At 72.0% G+C, this 23,907-nt stretch carries 22 protein-coding genes and 3 tRNA genes; 9 read left to right on the forward strand and 16 right to left on the reverse strand.

The genetic code is table 11. The features are described 5' to 3' along the window. Positions 1-144 precede the first annotated feature (144 nt). Positions 145-774 carry a hypothetical protein gene (locus EPD65_RS13860; protein ID WP_131585148.1) on the forward strand — a complete coding sequence of 210 codons (630 nt, stop codon included), beginning with the start codon at positions 145-147 and terminating at the stop codon, positions 772-774. Between the two features lie 30 nt (positions 775-804). Here the strand turns inward: EPD65_RS13860 and EPD65_RS13865 are convergent, their stop codons facing one another. The 5 genes from EPD65_RS13865 to recC are packed head-to-tail and all read right to left on the reverse strand — an operon-like array spanning position 805 to position 11,254. Beyond that, positions 805-1,944, reverse strand: coding sequence for an acyl-CoA dehydrogenase family protein (locus EPD65_RS13865; RefSeq protein ID WP_131585150.1), 1,140 nt, complete (start codon positions 1,942-1,944; stop codon positions 805-807). 3 nt (positions 1,945-1,947) lie between these two features. Continuing rightward, entirely contained in the window at positions 1,948-2,697 is a 750-nt protein-coding gene (locus EPD65_RS13870; protein WP_131585152.1) for a hypothetical protein, read from the reverse strand. Positions 2,698-2,700: 3 nt separating this feature from the next. Beyond that, a complete protein-coding gene (gene recD, locus EPD65_RS13875) occupies positions 2,701-4,488 on the reverse strand; it encodes an exodeoxyribonuclease V subunit alpha (RefSeq protein WP_131585154.1) in 1,788 nt (595 codons plus the stop codon). Next, complete coding sequence (locus tag EPD65_RS13880; protein ID WP_207891563.1) at positions 4,485-7,856, reverse strand: UvrD-helicase domain-containing protein; 3,372 nt, start codon at positions 7,854-7,856, stop codon at positions 4,485-4,487. The genes recD and EPD65_RS13880 overlap by 4 nt, the downstream gene beginning before the upstream one ends. Beyond that, positions 7,856-11,254 (reverse strand): exodeoxyribonuclease V subunit gamma, encoded by a 3,399-nt coding sequence (gene recC, locus EPD65_RS13885; RefSeq protein ID WP_131585156.1) that lies wholly within the window; start codon positions 11,252-11,254, stop codon positions 7,856-7,858. Before recC ends, EPD65_RS13880 begins: the two co-directional genes overlap by 1 nt. 292 nt (positions 11,255-11,546) lie before the next feature. On the opposite strand from recC, the gene EPD65_RS13890 reads away from it, so the two are divergent. Further along, complete coding sequence (locus EPD65_RS13890) at positions 11,547-12,128, forward strand: nitroreductase family protein (RefSeq protein WP_131585158.1); 582 nt, start codon at positions 11,547-11,549, stop codon at positions 12,126-12,128. Here EPD65_RS13890 and EPD65_RS13895 read toward each other — a convergent pair. The 3 genes from EPD65_RS13895 to EPD65_RS13905 form a co-directional block, all read right to left on the reverse strand. After that, positions 12,098-12,481 (reverse strand): hypothetical protein, encoded by a 384-nt coding sequence (locus tag EPD65_RS13895; protein WP_131585160.1) that lies wholly within the window; start codon positions 12,479-12,481, stop codon positions 12,098-12,100. The two genes, EPD65_RS13890 and EPD65_RS13895, sit on opposite strands and share 31 nt — an antisense overlap. A 62-nt stretch (positions 12,482-12,543) precedes the next feature. Beyond that, on the reverse strand, positions 12,544-13,419 hold the full coding sequence (locus tag EPD65_RS13900) for a glycoside hydrolase family 16 protein (protein ID WP_165873014.1): 876 nt from the start codon (positions 13,417-13,419) through the stop codon (positions 12,544-12,546). Between the two features lie 259 nt (positions 13,420-13,678). Further along, positions 13,679-13,751, reverse strand: a tRNA-Arg gene (locus tag EPD65_RS13905). A 140-nt stretch (positions 13,752-13,891) separates the two neighbouring features. Here EPD65_RS13905 and EPD65_RS13910 point away from each other — a divergent pair. Further along, the gene (locus tag EPD65_RS13910) at positions 13,892-14,869 is read left to right on the forward strand and encodes a phospholipase D-like domain-containing protein (protein WP_131585164.1); all 978 of its coding nucleotides are present in this window, start codon (positions 13,892-13,894) and stop codon (positions 14,867-14,869) included. Positions 14,870-14,877: 8 nt separating this feature from the next. Here EPD65_RS13910 and EPD65_RS16685 read toward each other — a convergent pair whose 3' ends face one another. The 3 genes from EPD65_RS16685 to EPD65_RS13920 form a co-directional block, all read right to left on the reverse strand. After that, entirely contained in the window at positions 14,878-15,012 is a 135-nt protein-coding gene (locus tag EPD65_RS16685; RefSeq protein WP_279387570.1) for a hypothetical protein, read from the reverse strand. 149 nt (positions 15,013-15,161) lie between these two features. Continuing rightward, positions 15,162-15,250, reverse strand: a tRNA-Ser gene (locus tag EPD65_RS13915). A 77-nt stretch (positions 15,251-15,327) separates the two neighbouring features. Then, positions 15,328-15,771, reverse strand: a complete 444-nt coding sequence (locus tag EPD65_RS13920; protein ID WP_131585166.1) for a hypothetical protein — start codon at positions 15,769-15,771, stop codon at positions 15,328-15,330. A 59-nt stretch (positions 15,772-15,830) separates the two neighbouring features. On the opposite strand from EPD65_RS13920, the gene EPD65_RS13925 reads away from it, so the two are divergent. Continuing rightward, a tRNA-Ser gene (locus EPD65_RS13925) sits at positions 15,831-15,918 on the forward strand. A gap of 37 nt (positions 15,919-15,955) precedes the next feature. Here EPD65_RS13925 and EPD65_RS13930 read toward each other — a convergent pair. Together EPD65_RS13930 and EPD65_RS13935 are read right to left on the reverse strand one after the other, a co-directional pair. Next, a complete protein-coding gene (locus EPD65_RS13930) occupies positions 15,956-16,978 on the reverse strand; it encodes a hypothetical protein (protein ID WP_131585168.1) in 1,023 nt (340 codons plus the stop codon). Positions 16,979-16,987: 9 nt separating this feature from the next. Then, positions 16,988-17,779: a nitrilase-related carbon-nitrogen hydrolase gene (locus EPD65_RS13935; protein WP_131585170.1), complete on the reverse strand. Its 792-nt coding sequence runs from the start codon at positions 17,777-17,779 to the stop codon at positions 16,988-16,990. A gap of 25 nt (positions 17,780-17,804) precedes the next feature. Between EPD65_RS13935 and mobA the strand changes: the two genes are divergently transcribed. The 4 genes from mobA (at position 17,805) to EPD65_RS13955 (ending at position 20,331) form a co-directional block, all read left to right on the forward strand. Then, positions 17,805-18,377: a molybdenum cofactor guanylyltransferase gene (gene mobA / locus EPD65_RS13940; RefSeq protein WP_131585172.1), complete on the forward strand. Its 573-nt coding sequence runs from the start codon at positions 17,805-17,807 to the stop codon at positions 18,375-18,377. A 67-nt stretch (positions 18,378-18,444) separates the two neighbouring features. Continuing rightward, a complete protein-coding gene (locus tag EPD65_RS13945; RefSeq protein ID WP_131585174.1) occupies positions 18,445-18,780 on the forward strand; it encodes a DUF6457 domain-containing protein in 336 nt (111 codons plus the stop codon). A gap of 22 nt (positions 18,781-18,802) precedes the next feature. Further along, the gene (locus tag EPD65_RS13950) at positions 18,803-19,774 is read left to right on the forward strand and encodes an NAD(P)H-quinone oxidoreductase (RefSeq protein ID WP_131585176.1); all 972 of its coding nucleotides are present in this window, start codon (positions 18,803-18,805) and stop codon (positions 19,772-19,774) included. A gap of 14 nt (positions 19,775-19,788) precedes the next feature. Then, positions 19,789-20,331: a bacterial proteasome activator family protein gene (locus tag EPD65_RS13955; RefSeq protein ID WP_131585178.1), complete on the forward strand. Its 543-nt coding sequence runs from the start codon at positions 19,789-19,791 to the stop codon at positions 20,329-20,331. A 280-nt stretch (positions 20,332-20,611) separates the two neighbouring features. Here EPD65_RS13955 and EPD65_RS13960 read toward each other — a convergent pair whose 3' ends face one another. From EPD65_RS13960 to EPD65_RS13970, 3 genes are read right to left on the reverse strand one after another with little or no spacing between them, the layout of a single operon-like run. Then, positions 20,612-21,268, reverse strand: a complete 657-nt coding sequence (locus EPD65_RS13960; RefSeq protein ID WP_131585180.1) for a hypothetical protein — start codon at positions 21,266-21,268, stop codon at positions 20,612-20,614. Between the two features lie 10 nt (positions 21,269-21,278). After that, positions 21,279-21,854: a hypothetical protein gene (locus EPD65_RS13965; RefSeq protein ID WP_131585182.1), complete on the reverse strand. Its 576-nt coding sequence runs from the start codon at positions 21,852-21,854 to the stop codon at positions 21,279-21,281. 9 nt (positions 21,855-21,863) lie between these two features. After that, positions 21,864-22,658 (reverse strand): HAD family hydrolase, encoded by a 795-nt coding sequence (locus EPD65_RS13970; RefSeq protein ID WP_131585184.1) that lies wholly within the window; start codon positions 22,656-22,658, stop codon positions 21,864-21,866. Between the two features lie 137 nt (positions 22,659-22,795). Between EPD65_RS13970 and EPD65_RS13975 the strand changes: the two genes are divergently transcribed. Further along, the coding region (locus EPD65_RS13975) for a sulfatase-like hydrolase/transferase (RefSeq protein WP_165873015.1) at positions 22,796-23,907 on the forward strand (1,112 nt) is incomplete at its 3' end.

Consider the following 23,907-nt stretch of genomic DNA (forward strand, 5'->3'; position numbering starts at 1 on the left):
AAGTGAGGCCAGCTGGCCTCACTTACACACGACCCACCAGACCTCACCTCGGCTGTCACGGCCGGATCAGCGGTGAACCATCCGAATCCACAGGTGGGCCGCTAGCTGGTGGCGCAGGGCGGTGAACGCGGCGACGGTTGCCGCATGACCTGCGCAACCGTCCCGCCACCACCCATCCCGCCCGCACTCATCTCGGCCCGCGCGGCATGCCGCATCCTCGCCACCGCGGGACTCGCCCGCGAACAGGCACGGCTCGCCCTTGCCTGCGGTCTCGCTGGCCCGCCGACGCCGGTGGGCGGCATGCTCGGCTACGACTCCGAGGCGGTCGGCGCCCTCGCCCGGCGACGGTGGGCCGACGCGACCGCATGGCTCGAGCGAAGCGTGCTCGTGCTGCGGGAGCACCGCGGGGTCGATCCGCGGGCCGGGTGGAACCCCGACGATCTTGCGGCACGGCCGCTGCCGCTGGGCCGGTCAGCCCTGATCTGGATCGTGGTCCGTGCGCGCAACGGACAACCGACACCGTGCCTCGTGACAGTCGCGGGCTTCGTCGCGGGAGGGTTCGACGTGGTCGGGGCGAGACCTGAGGCGGGAGGAGCGGTGCTCGAGATGGCGCAAGCCGGCCCGTGGTTCGAGGCCCTCGCAGGACGACGGCTCCCGGGGCCGAGTGGCGGCCGGGAGTGGTCGTGGTGGCCCCGCACCACACCGGACGAACACTTCACCGACGTCCACCGCCGCACGGCGGTACGCAAACGGCCGGCCACCCGCTCGGGGTGACCGGCCGTCGTACGGCGCAATGCGGAGAACTCAGAAGCCGAGCTCGCGGCCGATGAGCTCCTTCATGATCTCGTTGGAACCGGCCCAGATCTTCGTGACGCGGGCGTCGCGCCAGGCGCGGGCCACGCGGTACTCGTTCATGAAGCCGTAGCCACCGTGGATCTGGACGCACTCGTCGAGGATGCGGCCCTGGACGTCGGAGGAGTACCACTTGGCCTTGGCGGCCTCGACCGGGGTGAGCTCGCCGGCAGCGTGCGCCTCGGTGCACTTGTCCATGTACGCCTCGAGCACCTCGATCTCGGTGACCATCTCGGCCATCTTGAACTTCAGGTGCTGGAACTTGCCGATCGACTGGCCGAACGCCTGGCGGTCGGTCGCGTACTGGATCGTCTCGAGCAGGATCTGCTTGGCGTGGTGCGTGTTGGCGATCGCGCAGGCGACGCGCTCCTGCGGCAGCTTCATCATCATGTGGATGAAGCCCTTGTTGAGCTCGCCGATGATCTCGTTGTCGGTGACGCGGACGTTCTCGAAGAAGAGCTCCGAGGTGTCCGACTCCTCCATGCCGACCTTGTCGAGCTTGCGGCCGCGCGAGAAGCCCTCCTTGGTCGCCTCGATCGCGAAGAGCGTGATGCCCTTCGGGCCGAGCTCCGGAGCGGTGCGGACGGCGGCGATGACGATGTCGCACGAGTAGCCGTTGGTGATGAAGGTCTTGGAGCCGTTGATGACCCACTCGTCGCCGTCGCGGACGGCCGTGGTCTTCAGCGCGGCGAGGTCGGAACCACCCGACGGCTCGGTCATGCCGATGGCGAGGACGATCTCGCCCGACGCGACGCCCGGGAGCCAGCGCTCCTTCTGCTCCGGGGTACCGAGCTCGTTGATGTACGGCGCGGTGATGTCGGAGTTGATGCCGACGCAGGTCGGGAGAGCCGCGTTGACCTTGGCCAGCTCCTCCGCGAGGACCGCGTTGTAGCGGAAGTCGCCGGCGCCGCCGTACTCCTCGTCGAGGGCGAGGCCGAGGAAGCCGTTCTCGCCGGCCTTCAGCCAGAACTCACGCGGCAGCGCCTTGTTGGCGATGTACTCCTCGCCGTTGGGGATGACGTCCCGCTCGAGCCACGTGCGAACCGCGCCGCGGAAGTCCTCGTGGTCCTGGCTGTACAGGGTGCGCTTCATGGGTTACTCCGCTTTCTTGTTCGCTGCGGCGAGGTCGAACACCTCGTCGGGGTCGGGGGTCGTGATGTCGAGGGGCTCGTCGAAGTCGCCGAGCTTGTACGTCGCGGCGTCGTCGCCGGACTGGGTCAGCTCGACGACACGGTGGGGCGCGTCGGTCGCCACCCACATCGTCGAGGTGACGCCGGACTGGTCGGCGACCAGGGAGACGGCGTCGACGCCGTCGATCTCGCGCTCCTCGCCCTTGGTGGCGAGGGTGCGGTCAACGGCGGTGAGGGCCGGGACGAACGACGCGAAGTCGCACTCCGGCAGGAAGTACGACGCGGTCCGGAGGGCGTCCTTGCCGCGCGGGCTCCGCACCCAGCGGCCGTCCCAGGTCTTGAGGGCCTTCTTCACGCGAGCCGTGTCCGCCGCGGTCGAGGCCTGCGCCAGCCAGTAGGCGTCGTCGGCGCGGACGAACGAGCCGTCGGCGTTCTCGATGAACTTCGCCGTGCCGCCGTCGGCCTTGACCCAGCCGACGCAGTTGCCCTCGTCGTCCAGGCTGGCATGGAACGTGCGGTCCGCAGCGGTGCCGTCGATGGTGAGCGACCGGACGCCACCCATGTCGCCCTTGGCCGCCTCGCTGATCTGCGCGGCGGTCTGCTTGCCGAACGTGCTGGTCGGCTCGTGGGACGCGTCGCCGCCACCGCAGGAGGACAGGACGGAAGCACCGAGGAACGCCGCCGCCAGGGCGGCCGCGCGCAGCGGGCTCGTCATGAGTTACCTCCGGGTAGGGGTTTCGGTAGCAGAATCTAACGACCCGGCGAGCCTTCGCTGCAATCCGCTTGCCCGCTGGGCCCGCCGCGCGAGCGCTGCCCGGAGGGACTCCTCGCTGCCGATGAGACGCACGACACCCTGGGCGCGGGTCACGGCGGTGTAGAGCAGCTCGCGCGTGAGCAGCCGCGAGTCGGCATCCGGGAGCAGGACGGTGACCTCGTGCGCCTGGCTTCCCTGGCTCTTGTGGATCGTCATCGCGTGCATCGTCTCGACGTCGGCCAGGCGACCCGGGGCCAGGTCGATCGGCCCCGCAGCGCCTGCCAGCACGGCGCGCGCACGACCCTCGGATCCCTGCACCACAACGCCGGTGTCCCCGTTGTGCAGACCGAGACCTTGGTCGTTGCGGGTCACCAACAGCGGGCGACCGAGGTACATCCGGTCGCGCACGAGGTCGGTGGCGTCGGGCTCGGAGTCGCGGAGCCACTGCTCGATGCGGGAGTTCCACCAGCGGACGGTGTCGCGGTGCGCGGTGAGCAGTCGATGCCGGTCGAGTGCCTGGAGTGCCGCCGTGACATCGCCCACCTTCGCGGCCTCTCGCACCGCCCGTGCGGCAGGCAGGGCCGTCTCACGGATCGACCGGCCGATGACCATCGGGTCGTCGGAGTCGATCCACCGGACGTCGTCGTGGCCCGCACGCAGCACCGCGATCGCGGCATCGGCGTCGCCGTCGCGGATGGCCGCGGCGAGCTCGCCGATCGTCGCGCCGAACCGGTGCACCGTGCCGAGCTCGACCACGGGAGAATCCGCGCGGCCGCGGAAGCCGCCGACCAGGTCGTCGAGCACCGCGCCTGCCTCGACCGAGGCAAGCTGGTCGGGGTCGCCGACCAGAACGAGCCGGGCGTCCGGACGGACCGCCTCGAGCAGCCGGGCCATCATCGTCAGCGACACCATCGACGTCTCGTCGACGATGACCAGGTCGTGCGGCAGCCGGTTGCTCCGGTCGTGCTTGAACCGCGTGTGGTTGTCGCGGCGGAATCCCAGCAGCCGGTGGATCGTCGTCGCCCGCAGCCCCGCGAGCCGTGCCGCGTCGGCGGCCGGCAGCACACTGCCGGCCTGGAGGATCTGCTCCTGGAGGCGAGCCGCCGCCTTGCCCGTCGGCGCAGCGAGTGCGATGCGGGCATCGGGTCCGAGCTGCTCGGTCAGAACCGCCAGGATCCGCGCGACCGTGGTCGTCTTGCCGGTGCCGGGGCCACCGGTCAGGACCGTGGTCCAGCGGGTCGCCGCACCGGCGCACGCCGCGCGCTGCTCGGCGTACTGCTCGTCCGGGTAGAGGCGGTCGAGCGCGGCCGCCAGGAGGCCGGCGTCGACGGACGGCGCCTCGCGCGCACTGCGGGCAACGAGGTCGTCCGCAACCTGCTGCTCCTGTGCGCGATAGCGGTCGAGGTAGACCAGACCATGCTCGACGGAGACGGCGCGCGCAGCGACCACACGGCTGGCGGCGAGCGCGGCCTGCCAGGCCTCGGTCGCCGGCCACGGGAGCTCGGGGGCGAGCGCGGCCATCTCGTCGAGGGCCACGCAGACCGACCCGTGCCGGACCGCACGCACGGCGAGGGCGACCGCCAGCGCACTCCGCGGGTCGGGGTCGCCCGCGATGGCGCAGACCCGCCGCGCGACGTGGAGGTCGGCGGCTTCGAGCACACCCGCCTCGTTGTACGCCGCGAGCTCGTCGCCCGCGTTGACCGCGCGACGTGCGTCCCAGACGTCGTCGGACTCCCAGATGCCGGTGGTCATGCCTTCCTCCCGTCAAGCAGGTCGGACACGGCTTCGACGAGTGCCACCGGGGGTTGCCAGGCGAAGACGCCGTAGGGCCGTTCACCATCGCGCGGCGTCGTCGGGCCGACCATGCCGCGGAGGTACAGGTAGAGCACCCCACCGAGGTGGCGCTCCGGGTCGTAGCCGGGCAGCCGCCAGCGCAGGTAGCGGTGGAGCACGACCACATAGAGCAGCGCCTGGAGCGGGTAGTCGGAGTGGCCCATCGCCGCGTCGAGCGCGTCCGGGCGATAGTCCTCGACGCTCAGGTCCTGCCCGGGCTGACCGAGCCAGTTGGTCTTGTAGTCGACGGTGAGGAAGCGCAGCTCGTCACCGCTCCCGACCCGCAGCACGACGTCGATCGATCCGGTCAGGTAGCCGCGGAGCGACTGGCCGCCAAGCGCCGGATCGGCGAGCGCGGCCGTGTAGGAACGGACCGGGTCACCGTCGGGCAGGTGCTTCTCCAGGAGCGGCCCCAGGTCGTCGAGGCGCGGGCTCGCGCCACCTGCGTCCGCCAGGTCGCCGCCGGCCAGCGGGACCTCGAAGTCGAGCTCGCAAAGCCGGTCGGCGCGACCCACCTCGCGCAGGGTCAGGTCGCCGGCGAGCGGCCCGAGCGGGGAGTCGCAGACGGCCACGAGGGCGTCAGCGAGCAGCTCGCGATCGAGGGCGACCGGCCACCAGCCGAGCTGCTCGTCGATGTGGCGCAGCAGCTCCGCACGCAGGTCGCCGTCGTGGTCAGGAGCCGCCGGGTCGGCGTGCTCGAGCACGGCATGCACGAGGGAGCCGAACGTGGCGCCCATCGGCAGCGTCCCCATCGGCATCTCGATGGTCGGTGAGCTCTCCGCCGCGCTCTCCGCCGGGGCGGTGTCGAGGTCCGCGGCAAGCTCCGGCTCGTCGTCGCGCGGGACCGCCTCGGGCTCGCTCAGGTCGGCCGCCGTCGGGGTGGTGGTCTCCACAGCGGTCAGCGCGGAGTACGACGTGCGCCGCCACGCCGTGTCGATCGCTCGGTCGAAGGTGCGGACCACGAGCGCCGCCGCCGATGCCGGGAGCGGCTCCTCCGCAACGGTCGCCCAGACGGCGGGCTCCCACTGCGGGCCACCGTTGGCGGCGTACCAGTCGAGCTTGGAGACGAGGACGTCGGCGGTCTCGATCTCGTGGCTGTCGGGCACCGCAGCCGTGCCCGGGCGCCGGCCGAGCAGCAGGCGGTGGAGTGCCGAGGTGGGCGCGTTGCGCGGCGCCGGGGAGTACCACGCGACGACCTGCGACTGGGCGCGCGTGAGGGCGACATAGAGCAGCCGCAGCGCCTCGCCGGCCTCCTCGTGGAGGTGCTGAGCGACGTGTCCGCCCCACTCGGGCCCGGCGCCGCCGACGTTGCGGCACCGCGTGCCGTCGGCGTCGTGGAAGAGCGCGACCGCCGGATCGCGCGGGAACCGGTCCCACAGGGAGGGGACGTAGACGACGGGGTACTGCAGGCCCTTGGACCCATGGATCGTCACCAGCTGCACGGCGGCCGCATCCGAGTCGAGTCGCCGGGTCCGCTCGCCACCGGCGTCGGGCCGGTCGTCGGCGATCTGGTCGCGCAGCCAGCCGGCCAGGGCGACCAGGCCAAGGCGCTCCTCGCCGACGACCTCGTGGAGCACCTGACCGATGTGGCGAAGGTCGGTGAGCAGTCGTTCGCCGCCGACGCGGCCGAGGACCCGGGCGGTCAGGCCACCGGTGACAGCGGCCTCCATGACCGCGGCGATGCCGCGGGTGGTGGCGAGCTCGGACCAGGTGCGGATCCTGTCGGCGACCTCGTCGGTGAGCAGGTCGCCACCCGCCGCCAGCTCAGCCGCCGTGTGACCGACGAACGACGTCAGCGCCGCCGACCGCACCCGCGCGATCCGGTGCGGCTGCTCGAGCGCCTCGACGAGCGTCAGCCACTCCAGCGCGGCGGGCGTGGAGAAGACGCTGCCGTTGCCCGCCACCACAGCAGGTACGCCGAGATCGGCCAGCGCCGTCTGGATGGCGGCCAGGTCGCTGTGCTTGTGGGCCAGGACGGCGACGTCAGCGGGCGCGATCGGCCGCCCGTCGAAGCGGGCTCCGGAGGTGAGTACCTGCTTGATGTCACGAGCCACGTCGGGCCAGAGGTGGGCCCGGATCGCCGCGACCGCGGGACTGCGGCGATCGGACATGCCCAGCTCCTGGGAGCTCAGCACCCGGAGCCGGAACGCCGCACCGGCACCCTCGAGCCGACTCCCCCGGTGGTGGGCCTCGACGTCGTGGACCTTGATCTGGTCGTCGCCGAGAGCTGCGCCGCGCAGCATCACCTGCAGTGCGTCGAGGAGGTCGGAGTCGGAGCGCCAGTTGACGCCCAGCGTCGCCCGCACCTGTGCGGTCTCCGCGGCCGCGAGATAGGTCGTCACGTCGCCACCGCGGAACGCGTAGATCGCCTGCTTCGGGTCGCCGATCAGCACCATCGTGGCGTGACCGGAGAAGGCCCGATCGAAGACCTGCCACTGCACCGGGTCGGTGTCCTGGAACTCGTCGACCAGCACGACCTTCCACCGGCCGCGCATCCGCTGCGCGGCGGGGCTGACCACGCCCTCCGGCGCGACCAGCGCGTCGGCCAGCTGACCCAGCAGGTCGTCGTAGCCGAGCAGCCCGAGGCGACGCTTGCGTCGTTCGAACTCGGCACGCACCGCCTGCGCGAAGGAGACCCGCAGCGCCGGCGTCGATCCAGCGGCCGCTGCGGACGGCTCGAGACGGGCACGCGGATCGGCGACCGCGGCGCGGGCCAGCGCCAGCGCCTCCTTGCGGGAGAACGCAGGCCCCTGCTGTGCGGCGGGGTCGGCGCCGGCGTACGCGCGGAGGTAGAGGTCGTCGACCACCTCCACCAGCAGGTCGTCGAGGTCCTCGACGAGCTGCGCACCCGCATCGGAGTCGCCGGCGACGCCGAGCCCGCGGAGCACCTGCTGGCAGAACTGGTGGATCGTCGCGATCGTCGCCACGTCGAAGTCGGCCAGCGCCTGCCGCAGCCGACGGGCGCGCAGCGCGAGCTCGGCCTCCGGGGCGTCGAGGAGAAGGTCCACCAGCTCGTCCTCCCCGGGAGTGACGGAGGCCGGCGCGGCCAGCGCCCGCTCTGCCCGGACCAGCTGGGCGCGGACACGCTCGCGGAGCTCCTGGCTCGCCGCACGACCGAAGGTCACGACGAGCATCTCCTCGAGGCGGGCCTGGCCCTCGGCGACGAAGCGCGTGACAAGGGCGGCAATCGTCCACGTCTTGCCCGTGCCGGCGCTCGCCTCGAGCAGGGTCGTGCCCGTCGGCAGCGGACCGCGGATGTCGAAGCGGTCGATGTCGGTCGCGACCATCACAGCGCCCTCACCAGCTCGGCTCCGGAGACCAGCGGGCCCCACAGGCGCCAGGCGTACTGACCGAGGCGGTGGCGCTCGTGCTCGTCCCACCGCTCGTCGGCGCGCGGCTCCCCCGTCAGCACCGAGTACGCCGCGTGGGCACCGAAGGCGCGCACGTGCCACGCGTCGGCGTCCTCGCCGGGGATGCCGAGGTCGTTGAACGGGTCGGTGACCCACTTCTTCGCGGCGGCCTCGTCGGGCCGTGCATCGGCGCCGCGACGCAGTCGCGCGGACTCCTCGGCGTACGCGAGGGCGGTCTTGGGCGGCAGCGGCAGGGGCTCGACCTGGCCCCGGAGCCACACGTCGACGACGTCGGCGAGCCAGTGCTCCGCGTGGTTGTCGAGGGGACCGGCCAGGGCTCGCTGGGCCCCGGACCGCTGCTTGCCGAGGGCATGCGAGCGCCACATGTGGTCGGGATGCGCGACGGAGAGGGCGAGCAGGTCGAGCCAGGCGTCGAACCGCTGCTTCGCGCCGAGGCTGGAGTAGGTGACCGTCACGAGGTCCGGCCCGAAGACGTCGGCGACCGTGCCGGTCAGCCGGACGTCGCGATCCCGCACGCGCAGCACCACGTCGATGTCGAGAGAGCGCGGGTCACCCACGCGCAGGTGCATCGCCTGGGTGACGAGCGGCTGCACGGCCTTGACCACGTCGCGCAGCTCGCGGACCCCGAGGGCGCCCGGCGGCAGGAGGCCACGGAGCTGCTCGGCGGTCATGCCGTCGGCCGGGCTCATCCCCGCAAGGACGTCGCGGACCAGCCGGTCGCCGACCGCCCAGCGCTCGAGCGGGCCGAGCTCGATCGGCACGGCGTCGGCGAGCGGATCGGCCGACAGCGGAGCCGCGAGGCCGAGCCGGTCGCGGAGGAACCCGCGGACCGGGTGCTGGAAGAACGCCTTGAGGTCCGCGAGGGCGATCTCGACCGGCAGCGCCGACGACCCGTCAGCCGGGACCACTGACAGCTCGGCCAGCGGCTCCGGGCAGAGCACTCCGACCTCCGCGCGCTCACCTCGCGACGCCTCCGCGCCGACCAGGGCGGCGGTGTCGAAGCTGAAGGGCTGCGCCGGGACGAGCGCGCCGGCCACGAGGTTCTTCTCGTCGAACGGCTGGAGCGGGTGGTGGACGTGCAGGTCGGAGACGTCGTCGTCCGTCGTCAGCGCGACGGCCTCGAGCAACTCACCCAGCGGCACGGCCGGCGGTCGCGGCGAGCCGGTGTGCTCGCCGGCACCGGTGTAGGTCACGACGAGCGACTCGCCCGCCGCCATGATCGCGTCGAGCAGGAGCTGGCGGTCCTCGGCACGCGCGTCGCGCTCGCCCGTGACAGGGCGCCGCGCGAGGACGTCGTCGCCGTCGGTGATCGTCGTGCGCGGGAAGACCCCGTCGTCGAGGCCGAGCAGCGCCACCACACGGTGCGGCACGGAACGCATCGGCACCATCGTGCAGACCGTGAGCGTGCCGGTGCGGAAGCTGGCCCGCGTCGGGCGGCCGCCGAGTCGCTGCGCGAGCAGGGCGCGTACGTCGGCGAGCCCGAGGTGCGTCGCGGCCGCACCATCGTCGAGCCGACCGACCTCGCGCTCGAACTCCGCGACCTGCCACGGCTCCTCGGCCCGCGCGAGCGAGGCCACGCCGTCGCGCAGCACACGTGCCCACTCGTCGACGCCGCGTGCAGCATCGGCCGCCGCGGTGAACGCATGCACCCGGTCGAGCAGCTCGGTGAACCGGCCGACCAGATCGATGTCTCCGGAGCCGACGTCGTCCACCGGAAGCACCGCGCCGAGGAACCGGTGCTCGTCTCCCGCCAGCGCCACCCCGAGCAGCACCCGGTCCAGGCCGGCGACCCAGGTGTTGGCGCCGAGGTCGAGCCCGTAGCGGCCGCGGTGACGCGCATCGAACCCCCAGCGGATGCCGGACTCGGCGATCCAGCCGCGCAGCCGGTCGATCTCGTCGTCGTCGAAGCCGAAGCGCGCCCGCACCGGCGCGGCACCCGCGAGGTCGAGCACCTCGGTCGCGGTGAGCCGTCCACCGGCAAGCTCCACCAGCGTGGCGGCGAGCCCGAGCAACGGGTTGGTCGCGGAGAGGGCGCGGTCGGCGAGCCGCACCCGCAGCCGGTGCCCCGGATGCCCCTGCCCACCCACGTCGGCCATGCCGAACGCCGCGGCGATCAGCGGCGCGTAGGCCTCGACATCAGGGCACATGATGAGGATGTCGCGCGGCTCGAGCGTCGGATCGTCGGCCAGCAGGCCGACCAGGGCCTCCCGCAGGACGTCGACCTGGCGGGCGGCTCCATGGCACGCATGCACCTGCACCGAGCGGTCGCTCTCTCCGCGTCGTCGCGCCGAGCGCGTGGCGGCATCGGGGACGGTGTCGTGGCGGAGGTCGTGCTGCAGCCAGCCGAGCACGCTGTCGCCCCCGCTGGCCGACACCATCGGTGCTGCCTCGACGGCACCGGTCGTGGCCAGGGTGCGCTGCAGCTCGCGGGCGTCCCGCCCCAACGAGGCCAGCAGCGGATGCTCCACGAGGAGCCCGGACTCGTCCAGATCGCGCGGAACGGCTCCCGCCGACGCGGCGGGCACCAGCCGCTCCCACCCGGCCGCGGACGCCTGCGGCAACCACAGATGTACGTCGCGATGCTCCGCCAGTGCCGCGATCAGGTCGCGCTCCGTGGAGGCGATGCGCGTGTGGCCGAAGAGCGAGAGCCGCGGCGGCAGCTGGAGCCCGCGCCCCGGCCGGTCGCCGTCGCCCTCACGCAGGGCCGCGACGATGCGGGCGTGGCGCTCGTCGGGCGCCGGGCCCCCGACCCTCTGCACGAGGCGGCGCCACAGCTCCGGCTGCCAGGCGAGGTCCTCGGCGAGGTCGCCACCGAGACCGTCGGTGCTGCGCCCCTCGCGCCAGTCGGCGACGAGCTGCGGCCGCTGGGCGGCGTACGAGCTGAAGAGGCCGGCCAGCCGGCGGGCCACCGCGTAGCGCCGCGCGCGCCGCACGTCGTCGGCCGGACCGTCAAGGCCCAGGTGGGCCGCGAGCACGGCACACCACTCCTCGCCCGCAGCGTCGTCGATGACCGCGAGCACCGGCCAGACCAGGCGGTCGGCGTCCCACGGGTCGTCCTTGTCGCGGCCGAGCAGCAGGCCGACGAGCGAGCGCGGGCTCGTGAAGTCGACACCCGCGCAGACACCGTCGGCACCGGACGGACCCGTGCCGAGCCGATGCGCCAGGCGCTGCGTCAGCCACCGCTCCACTCCCCGCGCGGGCACGACGACCAGCTCGCGAGCGAACGGGTCCTCGAGCGGGGAGCCGCTCAGGAGGTCCGCAAGCCCGTCAGCCAGCAGGTCGGTGCGCTCGGCACGGTGGAGGAACAGGGTCACGGCCGCAGGATGTCACGGGCCGCCGACACCGCGGGGACGTCCGCGCCGCGTCGTCCACAGGCGCCGTTTCGTCCCCGGATGAGTGCCCGGAAATGGGATGACCCCGCGGCGTCTCGGGTCACCGCGGGGTCAGGAGAATCTTGCGCTCTGGAGCGCGGATCTGTCGCCCCCGACCGGCCGATCTGATCCGGACGGGTCATCCAAATGACCCGAACGGGCCATGCCGCCCCGGGGGCCTCGGACGGCGCCATGCACCCCGGAACAAGCCGCGCGGAGATCAGGTTGCCCGACCATGACCTCGGGAACGCCGCTGACCGACTTCGCGCTCAACCGGTTCAGCCCGCTGCGCTTCGACGGCACCCACACCGTCACCCCGACCGACCTGTCGACGCTGCTCGATGCAGCCCGCCGTGCGCCGTCCGCGGGCAACGCCCAGCCGTGGCGCTTCGTCGTCGCGCATCGCGGGGACGACCACCACCGGCGACTCGTGCCGCATCTCGCGCGCAGCTCAGCCCAGTGGGCGCCGGAGGCAAGCGTGCTGCTGGTCGCCATCAGCCACCGCTGGGTGGAGGACACGGACCTGGAGTACTCGGAGTTCGCCCACTATGACCTCGGCCAGGCGGTGGCGCACCTGACGTTCCAGGCCTGGGCGATGGGCCTGGCAGTGCATCAGTTCCGCGCGTTCGACAAGGCCGGGATCACGGCCGCCTTCGGCGTACCGGAGCATCTGGAGGTGACCACGATCGCCGCCATCGGGCGACCGGCGGACGACGCGGCGAACCTCTCCGGCGCCGGCACCAGTCGTGAACGCCGCTCCGTCGCCGAGGTGACCTGGCCGCCGGCTCACCAGTGGAAGCGGCCGCCCGGCAGGTAGTCGAGCGGCGCGCCGCAGTAGGTCTTCGTCTTCGAGCCGTACTGGTTCGTGCCGGCGATGCAGAAGCCCTTGGCGTCCGGCCAGACCCGGAGGTCGACACCCTCGGGCACATGGAAACGCTTGTGCCCCACCTTGCCGGGAGCGTCGTGCGTGATCTCCTGCTCAGCGACCGTGCCGCCTGCCGTCACGGCGTGCGCCTGCGCGACGCCCAGGCGAATGAACGCGTGGTAGAGGTCCATGTCGCGGTCGACCTTGCGGTCCGCATGCACGGCCGCGGGCACGGCGATGCTGAAGAACAGCACGATGCCCAGAATGAACGTCGCCAGGGGGTGTCGTGAGATCAGCCGTCGCATGGTGCTCCTTCTAATACCGGCGCCGGGAGCATACCGAGCGACAAAACCGGCACCGCCTGCGCTCAGCTCCAGGCCTTGACGTAGTCGACGTCGAAGCGCGACGGGAACGGCGTCTGCAGCGTCGGCGCGTTGCCGCCCGACCCACTGGCCGCGACCAGCGCCAGCGTGAACGGCCGGTCGAACGGCGCCGGCGGGAACAGGTCCAGCGGCGTCCACGACCGGCTGAAGCAGAGCTTGCGGTCGTAGATGAAGTCGATCGTGTTCGGACCCCACTCCACGGCAAACCGGTGGAACGCCGTCGGGTCAGTCACCGTGCAGTCCCACTTGGTGTCCAGCAGGCCGATGCTGCCCGTGTAGTGGAGGGAGGGATAGACGTGGTCGGACGCCCGCGAGTACCACTCCGCGACGTCGATCTCGCCCGACCCCGGCCAGATCCCGTAGCTCCGGTCCTTCGGGTTCATCCAGAACCCGCCGTGCAGCCCCGGGGCGGCGTACGCCGGAAACCTCATCCGCACCTCGAACCTCCCAAAGGTCTGCGCGAACTTCCCCCACGCCGAGACGCCCGCACCGAGGTAGTCAGTGCCGCGTTGCCCGAGCAGGGTCGTGCACGTCTGACTCTGCTTGCGGACGTCGAGATGCAGGAAGCCGCCGGAGACCGAGACTCCTCGGCCGTCGAAGCACGAGCCGTTCATGGTGAAGCTGGTCTGGCTCGAGTCCTGCACAGCCCACTTGCTGGCGTCGAGGGTGGTGCCCGCGAAGTTGTCGACGAAGGTGCAGGACCAGGTCCCGCCGGCGGTCTTGGCGATCAGTGCGCCACAGGCGTCCGACCCGGTCGCGGCACCCGCCGGGGACGAGGCCATCCCCGGCACACACGCCAGGGAGACCCCGAGACAGAAGACGGCCAGCCACGACGAGGGCCGGCGTACTGAAGAACTCATGACGATCCACGCTCCTCTCAACCCCCGTTGAGATGGCATGCAAACGGCACAGCCCGATCTGTACCAATCCCCATTGAATACCCAAACCGGGCGCATACGCACTCGGGATCCATGGTTTCTACAAGGCTCCGGCGCGGAGGGCCTGCTGCGCCACGGGCGGGCTGTTGCTACCAGACGAACGCCACCCGGCGCCGATCGCCGGAAACGCCGAAGGGCCCCGTCCCAGCGTTTCCGCTGGTCAGGGGCCCTTCGTGGTTTGTGCGCCTGTAGGGATTCGAACCCCAAACCTTCTGATCCGTAGTCAGATGCTCTATCCGTTGAGCTACAGGCGCCCGTCCCGCAGCACTGCCGCGAGGACTGGAAGAGAATAGCGGACCAACAGGCTGGAACCGAAATCGGCCTCTCCCGCCGACGCTCTGGCAGGATCAGGACCGCACAGCGCCCGGTTGGGCGCGAGCCGGGAGGAGGGCCCGTGGCACAGAGCGACCCCGATCAGCTGCGTCTGGTCCAGCAGGCCGGCGCGGCACTCTTCGAGGCGGTGGCGGCGCGCGGCGGCGTACCTGTGGACGACCCGCTCGTCACGGCGGAGCCGGACACGACGGCGGCGCTCGTGCGGCTCGGTGTGCTCCGCGCGGAGGCCGGACGCTACGACGTGGTCGACCCACAGATGGCGCAGGGGGCGGTCGTCACGCCGCTGAGCCAGCGCGCGGCCGAGGCCGTCGATGCGGCGAGCGCGTGGTCGCAGGCGTTCTCCCACCTGACGCAGGCCTACCGCCGCTACCCCCGCTCGGTCGACGGTCCGATGGCCGAGCTCCATGGCGACCAGCTCAACGCGTTCCTCGAGCAGGTCGTACAGGGGGCGCGCGACGAGGTGCTCACCGCACAGCCCCAGGTGGGGCGCTCGGCCGCCGGGCTCCGGGACGCCACGGCGCGCGACCTCGCAGCGCTCCAGCGCGGCGTCCGACTGCGCACCATCTACCAGCACGCCGCGCGCCGAGCCCGCTTCACCCGGCAGTACGTCGACCTGGTGACCGCCGAGGGCGCCGAGGTGCGGACCCTGGACGAGTTCTTCAACCGGCTGATCGTGGTGGATCGCCGCGTCGCGCTGATCCCTTCGGCGCGCGAGCGGACCACCGCGGTGGTGATCCGCGACAGCAACCTCGTCGCCTACCTCGTCGACATCTTCGAGCGGAACTGGGACCGCGGACTGCCGTTCACCCAGACCACCGCCGACATCGCTTCGACGATCGCGACGGAGCAGCGCGCCATGGCCACCCGCATGCTGATCGAGGGTCACCCGGACTCAGCCAGCGCGAAGCGCATGGGCGTCAGCGACCGCACGTACGCGGCGTACCTCGCCGATCTGAAGCGTGACTACGACGCGCAGACACGCTTCCAGCTCGGCTATCGGATGGGCCAGGAAGCCGCAACCGACAGCCGAGCCGACTGACCTGTCGGTCAGGTCCAGCTGGTGTCGGCCGCCTGCGGGGCGGTCGGGTGCGCCGAGGCGGCAGACGCGGCGGTGGCACCGCCGAGCGTCAGTGCGAGCGCGGCGAGTCCTGCAGCAGCGATGCGAACGATCCTGGTCTTCATGACAGCTCCCCTGGTGTGCCGACGCATTTCGCCAGCTTTCTCCCACGACGATCGTGCCTCACGGCCGCGCGCAGGCACAACAGCGAACGCGGGCGGGTCGCGAAATGGCGAACGGGGCGGATCCTCGGGATCCACCCCGTTTGCAGCTGCGGAGACGGGGGGATTTGAACCCCCGATGGGTTTCACCCCATACCTCATTAGCAGTGAGGCGCACTCGACCGGACTATGCGACGTCTCCAATGTTGCGCGCCACAGGCTAGCCGACACCGCGCGGTCGCGGGGAATCGCCCACCCCGAACGCCGGATCGGCCGGCCTCAGCGCGCCTTGCCGTGCTTTGTCAGCTGGTCGTGGATCGCGCGCACGAACACGTCGCGGTCGGCGGCGACGAGCTCGACGGGGATGGTGGTCGACCCACCGTTCTTGAGCCGGAGGACGACACACGGCGCGCCGGCGACCTCGGTCGTGACCGCGTCGGAGACGTCGGCCCAGCGGGCCTGCTTCACGCCCGCACCGCGGACGAACTGCACCTTGTAGCCGTCGTCGGTCAGCCGCACGACCCACGTGCCGGCCCGGAGCTTCCAGATCACGCCGAGGATCGCCAGCAGCGCGAGGCCCACGGTGATCGACACGATCACGGGCTGGGTGATGAACCCGACCGCCACGACCGTCGCCACCACGATCGCGAGGCCGGCGCCCATCAGGGTCAGGCCGAGGAGGCGAGCGGCGATCTGCGGGGCGAGGCGGTAATCCTGGGGCACACCCGGAATTCTCCCCGATGCCCATGACTAGACTCGACCGCGCCCGTCCAGGCGGGCATGGAGGAGTGCCGGAGCGGCCTATCGGAACCGCCTTGAAAGCGGTCGTGGGGAGACCCACCGGGGGTTCAAATCCCTCCTCCTCTGCCACTCCGGTGATCGAGCAGGCGTCTGCTCGATCACCGGGTCAGAGCAGCGGCTGCAGCCGCGACGGCTCCGGACGCACGGCGCGCGAGCGCTCGACGGCACGGGCCCGCGAGCCACGCGGACCGGTGAACGCGAGGTCGATGCGGATCACCAGGTAGCCCAGCAGCAGCCCGAGCGGCAGCGAGTACGCCGGGATCAGCACCGCCTCGAGCCAGGTCGTGTGCATGTTGACGAGCGTGGTCGCCACGGAGCCGGTGGCGGCGCATCCGAAGACGCAGACCCACCAGCCCTGCCGCCGGCGGGCCCGCATGTGACAGCCCCACAGCAGCGCCGGAACGCCGACGAGCACCTGCAGCGGACGCGGCGTCGCACCGATCGTGTCCCGGGTCCAGCGCACGCTGCGGTCGATGCCGTCGACGAGCTCGGGCGTCCCGTAGTGCCGCAGCAGCTCGGCGTACGCGACCGTCACGGCGAGCACCGCGCTGCCGCCCAGCACGACGAGGAGGCCGCGGCGGCCGAGGCCGTGCCAGCCCGCGCCGAGGCGGAAGACCAGGCCGAAGCCCAGCGCGAAGGCGCAGGCGAGAGCGGCGTAGCCGAAGCGGTCGACGTCGAGCTGCGGACGGAAGCCGAGCACTGCCATCGAGCCGACGCCCGCGATGGCGAAGGCGACGAACACCTCGACCGCCGCGCGCCACGAGCGCACTGCCGGGGTCGTCAGCATGACCGCGAGGACCGCGCTCACCACCGCCGTGAGGACGGCGCCGCCCGTGGTGACCGCCGTGGCCACGTCGTCCCAGAAGCCGGTCGCCGGACCGACCTCGGCCAGGACCGAGGCGCCGGCACCGACGACGACCGCCCACAGCCCGAAGACGACGGGACGACCGCCCGTGCGCACCGCCAGCAACCCGGAGTACGCCGCGGCCACCGCGACGCCGCCGGCCCGGTCGAGCCAGGCCGGGCCGAGGTCAGCGGCAGCGAGGCCGAGCAGGACCACACCCACCGCGAGCAGCGCGAGGATGGAGCGGACGACGAGGAGCGGGTAGAGCGGCTTCGTGGTCGTCACGGGTCGAGGTTAGTGGACCCGGTTGGTGAGCGACGGGTTCGTGGAGCGCGCCTCGTCGAGCACTCCCCGCTCCAGCGTGGCCAGCAGCTCCGCCGCTTCGGCACCTGCCTCGGCGACGACGGCGCCGTACGGGTCGACCACGAGCGAACGGCCGGTGTAGCGCGGCGCCGGCTGACCGACCGCCACGACGTAGCTGACGTTCTCGATCGCGCGGGCGCGGGCCAGGGTGCGCCAGTGGTCGACCTTGCGGTCGTGCTCCTCCGGCGTACGACCGGGGAGCCACGCGGCAGGGACCACGAGCACCTCCGCGCCGGCGGCGACGAGGTCGCGGGCGAGCTCGGGGAAGCGCAGGTCGTAACAGGTCAGCACGCCCACCTTCCAGCCCGCGACGTCGACGACGACCGGTGCCCAGTCGCCGGCGCTCAGGCGGTCGGACTCGCGGTAGCCGAAGGAGTCGTAGAGGTGGATTTTCCGGTACGCCGCAGTCGCGCCGCCCCGGACCAGCAGCGTGTTGAAGGGCCGCACCTCGTCGTCCGACCGCTCGAACATCCCGGCCACGACGGTGCACGCGCCGTCCGCGACCCCGGACAGCGCGTCGTCAAACGCACCGCCCTGCTCCTCGGCGTACGGCGCGAGGGGTTCGGTCACGGGGCCGAAGTCGCGGGCGAAGGCCTCGGGCAGCACGACGAGCTCCGCGGCGGACGCCGCATCAGGCACGTCGGCCAGCGCGGCGCGATTCGCGGCAGGGTCGAGCGAGGCGCCCCACTGCAGCGCCGCGACGGTCAGCGTCTCCCGTGCCATTCCCCCAGCCTGCCAGACTGCCCGCATGACGCGACCTGGCCAGGCCCACACCACGCAGGCCCTCGGAGCCATCGTCCTCGCCGGTGGCACGGCTGTGCGGATGGGCGGCGTCGACAAGGCGTCCATCGAGCTGCACGGCCGGACGCTGCTGGAGTACGCCCTCGACGCGGTCACCGACGCCTCCGAGGTCGTCGTCGTCGGCACCTGGGTTCCGACAGAGCGCCCGGTCACCTTCACCCGCGAGGAACCCGCCCTGGGCGGCCCTGCCTCCGGGGTCCTGGCCGGCCTCGACGCCTTCGCCGGTACGCCGCGGCAGCTCGTCGTCCTCGCCGTCGACATGCCGCGCGTGACGCTGTCCACGATCAGCCGGCTGCGTGATGCGGCCGAGGGGCGCGACGGTGCGGTGCTGGTCGACGGCAAGGGGCGGCGTTCGCTGGCCTACGTGCTCGACACCGCGGCGCTGGCGGCCGCCCGACCCGACCCCGAGCAGGCGTTCGGGCTCTCGCTGCGCGCCCTCATCGGCGACCTCGACCTGGCCTCGGTCCCGGCACGCGACGACGAAGCGCGCGACGTCGACTCCTGGGACGACCTCGCCTGACCTCGCCGGACGTCAGCGTCGATCGGGGTCTTGTCAGGGCCCGCCCGGCGGGAGCAGTGTGGGAGGCGTGAACCTCCACGACTGGATCGATGAGCTCTGCGACGTCCTCGACGTCGACGTGGACGTCGACGAGGCGTTGGTCCTCGACCTCGCTCGTGTGTCGTCGCACCAGGTGCAGCGCACAGCTGCACCGATCACGACCTTCCTCCTCGGGTACGCCGCCGGCCTGGCCGACGCGGACGAGGCCGGGGTCGAGGCACTCGCTGCCAGGGCGACCGCCCTCGCGGAGTCGTGGGAGCGCCCAGCCGGCGCCCCCGATCCCGACGAGGTCGAGGCAGAGGTCGAGGTGCCCGACGACCGCGGAGTCGATCACTCCCGCGACGTCGCCGACGTGATCTCCTGAGGGTCCCCGCTAGCCTCGCGGCATGCGTGCGATCGTCGCCACCCAGCCCGGAGGACCTGAGGTCCTCGAGATCCGCGAGTTGCCGACCCCGTCGCCGGGTCCCGGCGAGGTGCTCGTCAAGGTCGCCGCGACCGCGGTCAACCGCGCGGACGTGCTGCAGCGGATGGGCTTCTACCCGCCGCCGCCCGGCGCGAGCGACATCATCGGCCTCGAGTGCAGCGGCACGGTCGAGGTCCTCGGTCACGGTGTCGAGGGCTGGTCCGTCGGCGACGAGGCCTGCGCCCTGCTGGCAGGCGGCGGCTACGCGTCGCACGTGGTGGTGCCGGCCGGGCAGCTGATGCCGGTGCCCGAGGGCGTCTCGCTCATCGATGCCGCGGCGCTGCCCGAGGTGGCCTGCACGGTCTGGTCCAACGTCTTCATGCTGGCGGGGCTCGAGCCGGAGGAGCGCTTCCTGGTCCACGGCGGCGCGGGCGGCATCGGCACGCACGCCATCCAGGTGGCCAGCGCGATGGGCGCGAAGGTCTACACGACCGCCGGCTCCGACGAAAAGCTCGCGATCTGCGCCGACCTGGGCGCCGACGTCACCATCAACTACCGCAGCGAGGACTACGTCGCCGTCCTGAAGGCAGACGGTGGTGCGGACGTCATCCTCGACAACATGGGCGCGAAGTACCTCGACGGCAACGTCACCGCCCTCGCCACCGAAGGCCGCCTGGTCATCATCGGCATGCAGGGTGGCATCAAGGGCGAGCTCAACATCGCCGCCCTCCTGGGCAAGCGCGGCGCCGTCCACGCGACGTCGCTCCGCTCCCGCCCGACGGCCGACAAGGCACTGATCTGCGCCGACGTCGTCGAGAACGTCTGGCCGCTCGTCGCCGACGGTCAGGTCACCCCGATCGTGCACGCAGTCATGCCGCTCGAGCAGGCCGCCGAGGCGCACCGGCTGATCGACTCCGGCGACCACGTCGGCAAGATCCTGCTCACCGTCTCCTGACTAGGGTTTGTCACATGAGCGAGCAGCAGCCCACGCCCGACGAGGGTGAGCAGGTCTTCGTCCTCGGCTCGGACGACGAGGGTGACGACAACGGCGCCCCGATCACCGACCTGGTCGAGCAGCCGGCCAAGGTCATGCGCATCGGCAGCATGATCCGGCAGCTGCTCGAGGAGGTGAAGTCGGCGCCGCTCGACGAGCCGAGCCGCACCCGCCTTGCCGGCATCCTCGAGACGTCCGTCAAGGAGCTCAAGGACGGCCTCGCGCCCGAGCTCGACGAGGAGCTCGACCGGCTGATCGCGCCGTTCGAGAGTGGTACGCCGACCGACGCCGAGCTCCGGATCGCCCAGGCCCAGCTGGTGGGCTGGCTCGAGGGCCTGTTCCACGGCATCCAGACGGCGATCTACGCCCAGCAGATGTCGGCGCGCGCGCAGCTCGAGCAGATGCGCCGGGCATTGCCGCCGGGCATGCACCACGACGAGCACGGCGCTCCGCTGGCGCACCCCGGCCAGCCGGTTCAGCCGACGGAGTCATCCGGCCCGTCGGGCATGTATCTCTGAGGCGTCCGGCTCTGAGCCGTCGGGCTCGTCGTCGAGGTCTGAGGCGTCGGCCCCCGAGGGGTCGGGCTCGCCGCGCCGACGGATGACAGCACACCTGTGTCGCCACCCGCCTCGTTCCTGACGACAGTGCTTCGTGTGAGAGCGGCACACCTGTGCCGCACTCCCGCGAAGCACCTCGGTCGATGGGGTCCGCCGTGGCGACACAGTCGTGTCGCGTAGCCGGGTATCGCGTGTCGCGTGGCCGCGGGTCGCAGGTCGCGTGGCCGCAACGCGGTGCGCGTCAGCCGCGGCGACGACCGAGGCGCAGCCCCAGCCAGACGGCCACGCCGATCACGCCCACGATGCCGGCCATTGCGGCGACCGTGACGCCGACCTCCGACCACACCACGTGCAGCCGGGATGCCCGTTCGCCGGTCTCGTCGTCGACGCTGGGCTCCTTCGTGCCGCTGGAGCCGTCCGACGCGGCAGCCGGCGCATGTGGCGGGCCGAGCGCGGCCGTCACCTGCTCCTCGACATCAGCGCGCAGGACCGCCGTACCGCCGCAGCTGTTGACGTGCCGGGCGGAGGCGGAGCCTGCCGCGTCGGGCGACACGAAGAAGAGCACCGGACGTCCCTGCGGAAGGTCACCGACGCCGCAGGCGGTGCTCTGGCTGCTCGACGAGACCGTCACGGTGGCAGGCACGGCGCCCTTCCAGACCCGGTCGACGTCGACGGTCCAGTCGATGCTGCCGCCACCGCGCGCGAGCAGACCGCCACCGGCGCGCTCGGTGTGCGTGATGGTGCCGACGAAGACCTCCCCCGCAGCGTGTGACCGCTGGGCGGCGTCCATCATCACGCACGAGCACGCGAACGCACTCGTGGCAGAGAGCAGGACCAGGGAGCCGAGCGCAACGACCAGCACGCCGGCCAGCGCGGCGAGGCGACGCAGGCGGCCCATCAGCGCGTCCTCAGTGACGAGCGCGCCCGAGCGCCCGCGCGAGCAGGAGGACGAGGAAGCCGCCACCGGCCAGGACCGCGCCCGGCAACGCGAGCTGCCAGAAACCCCACGGCTCGCTGGCGTCGACCTTCGTCAGCCGGACCTCGGTGGTGCCGGAGCCGCCAGCCGACGGACGGTGCCCCGAGCCCAGCACGTTCGCGACGACGGTCGCCGCCTCGGACGACAGCGGGGTGCTGCCCCAGTCGGCGCGGACGACCGGCGTCTTCGCTGCGCCCTGGCTGAGGAAGAGCCAGTGGTCGCCCTTCTTCACCGGGAGGGCACAGGGACGGTCTGCGGTCGGGGCCTGGACCTCGAGCGTCGCGTGCGCCGTGCCGGCGTACACACGCTCGACCGCGACCGTGTAGACCTGGCGGCCGGGGAGCTCGTCGATCGTGGTGACCGTGCCGGTCACGACCAGCGAAGCGTCCTTCAGCTCGGTGCGGAGGGGACCTGATGCGCAGGCGGCCTGCGCGCTCGCCGAGAGGCCGAGCACCACGCCCATCGAGAGCGTGGGAGCCACCAGGGCGATCGTGATCAGGCGTCGCATGGCGCCAAACTACCGCTCGAGGCCGAAGAGTCCGGCCAGCGTCACCGCGACACCGTCGACGTCATTCGGAGGCGCGACGTGCGTGGCGACCCGACGTACCGACGGGTGGGCGTTCTCCATCGCGTAGGAGGTGCCGGCCCAGAGCAGCATGTCGATGTCGTTGGGCATGTCCCCGAAGGCGACGACGTCGGTCGCCTCCACACCCAGCTCGGTCGCGAGCCGCTGCAGCGTCGAGGCCTTGGTGACACCCTTTGCGCTCATCTCGACCAGCGCCCCGGACGACGACCAGGTCGTCGTCACCAGCGAGCCGACGTACTCCTCGACGAGGTGCCAGAACGCATCGGGCGCCATCTCGTCGTGCTTCGCGAGCAGCTTCACGACCGTGGTGTCGACGATCTCGGACAGGCTCCCGCGGGGGATGTCGGGGCTCACGACGCCCAGCGCCCGGAAGTCCTCGGAGAGCGCGAAGCCGCCGGTCTTCTCCAGCGCGAACGTCGTCCCCGGGATCCGGCGCCGCAGCACACGGCCCACCTCCAGGCAGACCTCCGGCTCGATCGTCAGGGCGGTGCGGACCTCGTGCCGCGCGACGTCGTAGACGATGCCTCCGTTGGAGCAGATCGCCAGCCCGTGGCCGCCGACGTGCTCCCACAGGGCGTCCATCCAGCGGATCGGCCGACCGGTCACGAAGACGACGGGAACGCCGCGTGCGTCGAGCTCGGCGAGCACCTCGCGCGTGTACGCCGTCACCGTGCCGTCGGTGTGCAGCAACGTGCCGTCGAGGTCGGTGGCGACGAGCGACGGCATGGCCTTGACCCTAGTGCTGAGGAACACCACGAGACGAACGGAATTTCGTCGGACAGATCCCGTCTGGGCGGTTACCGTTTTCTCCTGCTGTGGCGGAGGGGCCCGGCAGTCTCGCAGTGAGTTCGGGGGAGGCAACGATGGCGCGCGCACGCACGCTCGTCGCCGTGTCGGCGGCGATCCTCGCGGTCGCAACGTCGGCGCACGTGCTCGAGAGCGCGAACGCCGACCACCGGCACACTGCGTCGACCGCGCCTGCCTGGCCCGGCTCGGGCTCGCCCGCACTGGCGCCCGTGCCGCCGCGCGTCGACAAGCCCAACATCCTCCTGGTCATGACTGACGACATGCGGGCCGATGACCTGAAGTGGATGCCCAACACCCGCGCGTTCTTCGCCGAGCACGGCACCGACTTCCGCAACTCCTTCGCCCCGACGCCGCTGTGCTGCCCCAACCGCGCGTCGTACCTGAGCGGGAAGTACGCCCACAACCACCACGTGTGGTGGCACGAGACGCCGTGGGGCTACGGCGCGTTCGACGACAGTCACACCATCGGTGGCGCCCTGCAGCAAGCCGGCTACCAGACCGGGTACGTCGGCAAGTACCTCAACCGCTACGGCATCGCCGCCCCCAAGGCGGACCCGACCGCGGCGCCGTGGACCTACGTCCCGAACGGCTGGGACGACTGGCGCGCGACGCCCGACGCGGTCCCCGTGCCGATGTCGAACCCGCTGTGGGGCAGCACCTACAACTACTTCGCGACGACCGTGAACGACAACGGCGTGCTCGAGGGCCACCAGGGGCAGTACAACTCCAACGTCCTGGTCGACGAGGGCCTCGACGTGCTGCGGCAGTTCGAGGGCGGCGGCAAGCCGTGGTATCTCCAGCTCAACTCGCTCGCCCCGCACCACGGCGACCCCGTCGAGTCCGACGACCCGATCGGCGACGGCATGGAGACGCCGGCGCGACCCGACTGGGTCAAGGGGCGCTTCGACACCGAGATCCAGCGCGGCCTCGGCGTGCCGGTCGACGGGCAGCCGGAGCGCGACGTCCGCGACAAGGCCCGGATCACCCGCCGGATGAAGCCGCTCACCGACTCGGACCGCTCCGACATCCTGGCGCTCTCCCGCCAGCGGGCCGAGACGCTCTTCGCCTTCGACCGCCAGCTCGGCCGGGTGCTCCACGAGCTCCAGACGAGCGGTCAGCTCGACCACACGATCGTGGCGTTCACCTCCGACAACGGCTACATGGAGGG

The sequence above is a fragment of the Nocardioides jejuensis genome (assembly GCF_004337475.1).
Taxonomy (GTDB): domain Bacteria; phylum Actinomycetota; class Actinomycetes; order Propionibacteriales; family Nocardioidaceae; genus Nocardioides; species Nocardioides jejuensis.

What these genes read in the sequence shown, in the direction of transcription:
- EPD65_RS13935 (WP_131585170.1), bottom strand. Translation starts at nt 17,779, where the DNA reads ATGGCACGGGAGACGCTGACCGTCGCGGCGCTGCAGTGGGGCGCCTCG.
- EPD65_RS13955 (WP_131585178.1), top strand. Translation starts at nt 19,789, where the DNA reads ATGAGCGAGCAGCAGCCCACGCCCGACGAGGGTGAGCAGGTCTTCGTC.
- mobA (WP_131585172.1), top strand. Translation starts at nt 17,805, where the DNA reads ATGACGCGACCTGGCCAGGCCCACACCACGCAGGCCCTCGGAGCCATC.
- EPD65_RS16685 (WP_279387570.1), bottom strand. Translation starts at nt 15,012, where the DNA reads ATGAAGACCAGGATCGTTCGCATCGCTGCTGCAGGACTCGCCGCGCTC.
- EPD65_RS13950 (WP_131585176.1), top strand. Translation starts at nt 18,803, where the DNA reads ATGCGTGCGATCGTCGCCACCCAGCCCGGAGGACCTGAGGTCCTCGAG.
- EPD65_RS13965 (WP_131585182.1), bottom strand. Translation starts at nt 21,854, where the DNA reads ATGCGACGCCTGATCACGATCGCCCTGGTGGCTCCCACGCTCTCGATG.
- EPD65_RS13880 (WP_207891563.1), bottom strand. Translation starts at nt 7,856, where the DNA reads ATGGTCGCGACCGACATCGACCGCTTCGACATCCGCGGTCCGCTGCCG.
- EPD65_RS13865 (WP_131585150.1), bottom strand. Translation starts at nt 1,944, where the DNA reads ATGAAGCGCACCCTGTACAGCCAGGACCACGAGGACTTCCGCGGCGCG.
- EPD65_RS13870 (WP_131585152.1), bottom strand. Translation starts at nt 2,697, where the DNA reads ATGACGAGCCCGCTGCGCGCGGCCGCCCTGGCGGCGGCGTTCCTCGGT.
- EPD65_RS13960 (WP_131585180.1), bottom strand. Translation starts at nt 21,268, where the DNA reads ATGGGCCGCCTGCGTCGCCTCGCCGCGCTGGCCGGCGTGCTGGTCGTT.
- EPD65_RS13900 (WP_165873014.1), bottom strand. Translation starts at nt 13,419, where the DNA reads ATGAGTTCTTCAGTACGCCGGCCCTCGTCGTGGCTGGCCGTCTTCTGT.
- EPD65_RS13895 (WP_131585160.1), bottom strand. Translation starts at nt 12,481, where the DNA reads ATGCGACGGCTGATCTCACGACACCCCCTGGCGACGTTCATTCTGGGC.
- EPD65_RS13860 (WP_131585148.1), top strand. Translation starts at nt 145, where the DNA reads ATGACCTGCGCAACCGTCCCGCCACCACCCATCCCGCCCGCACTCATC.
- recD (WP_131585154.1), bottom strand. Translation starts at nt 4,488, where the DNA reads ATGACCACCGGCATCTGGGAGTCCGACGACGTCTGGGACGCACGTCGC.
- EPD65_RS13970 (WP_131585184.1), bottom strand. Translation starts at nt 22,658, where the DNA reads ATGCCGTCGCTCGTCGCCACCGACCTCGACGGCACGTTGCTGCACACC.
- EPD65_RS13890 (WP_131585158.1), top strand. Translation starts at nt 11,547, where the DNA reads ATGACCTCGGGAACGCCGCTGACCGACTTCGCGCTCAACCGGTTCAGC.